The organism is Streptomyces albus subsp. chlorinus, from assembly GCF_013302895.1.
GTDB classification, from domain to species: Bacteria; Actinomycetota; Actinomycetes; order Streptomycetales; family Streptomycetaceae; genus Streptomyces; species Streptomyces chlorinus.
Genome location: NZ_VJOK01000001.1, coordinates 5186855 through 5187751 on the forward strand (window position 1 = coordinate 5186855; position 897 = coordinate 5187751).

The window sequence follows — 897 nt, forward strand, 5'->3', positions numbered from 1 at the left end:
CCACCGGGCAGCGTCCCGCCGCGCACCCTGCTGCGGGAGTTCCGCAACACGGCCTCGCCCGGCGCCCTGGACCTGGCCGTGCACCTGGCCGTCGTCCCGCTGCTGCTGCCGGTCATCCACCTGGTGCAGGAGGCGATGCTGCCCGACACCGGGCCGATGGAGCTGGCCGAGGTGCTGCTGTCCGGACTGCTGACCCGGCTGCCGGAGGAGCCCTGCGAGGCAGGCGGGGACGGCGGGGAGGCGTGCGGGCCGCGCTACATGTTCGCGCCCGGCGTGCGTGAACTGCTGCTGCAGTCGCTCGACCAGAGCGCGGCCGTGCTCATCCTCAAGCACCTGTCGGGGTATGTGGCGCAGCGCTTCGGCAAGGGGACCCGCAACTTCGCCGCCATGGCCGTCGCCCAGCTGACCGGACGCGACGAGCCGGGCCAGGTCGCCCCCTCCCCGCCGGGAGGCGCGGGCGACCATGGGGCAGCAGACGACGGTGAGGTGGGCGACGAACTGTTCGCGACCATCCCCGCGGAGGTCGTCCGCTTCTACCTGCCCGAGCAGACCGCGGCCGACCAGGTGGCCGAGACCGAGCGGCTGCTGCGCCGCTGGCAGGCCCAGGGCGACATCCAGTTGCTGCACCGGGCCCGCTCGGTGGGGGAGGCCGCCCGCGCCGCTGACCGGGACAGCCCGCGCGCCCGGCTGGCCCTCGGCCGGGTGCTGCACGCCCTCGCCGGTACGGCCGCGGTACGGCGCAGCCCGCAGGGCGCCGAGCCGCTGCTGCGGGACGCCGCAGAACTGCTGACGGACAACCGGCCCGCCACCCTGCTGGAGCGCGCGGGCGTCGAGTACGACCTGTGGCAGGTGCGCGGCGGGGTGCGGCACCTGCTGCGCGCCGAACGGCTGCTGCGC

The 897-nt window shown here is 75.8% G+C and carries 1 pseudogene; it reads left to right on the top strand.

The features are described 5' to 3' along the window. Window positions 1-897 (top strand): annotated as a pseudogene (locus FM076_RS22805) (tetratricopeptide repeat protein); the annotation flags it as partial.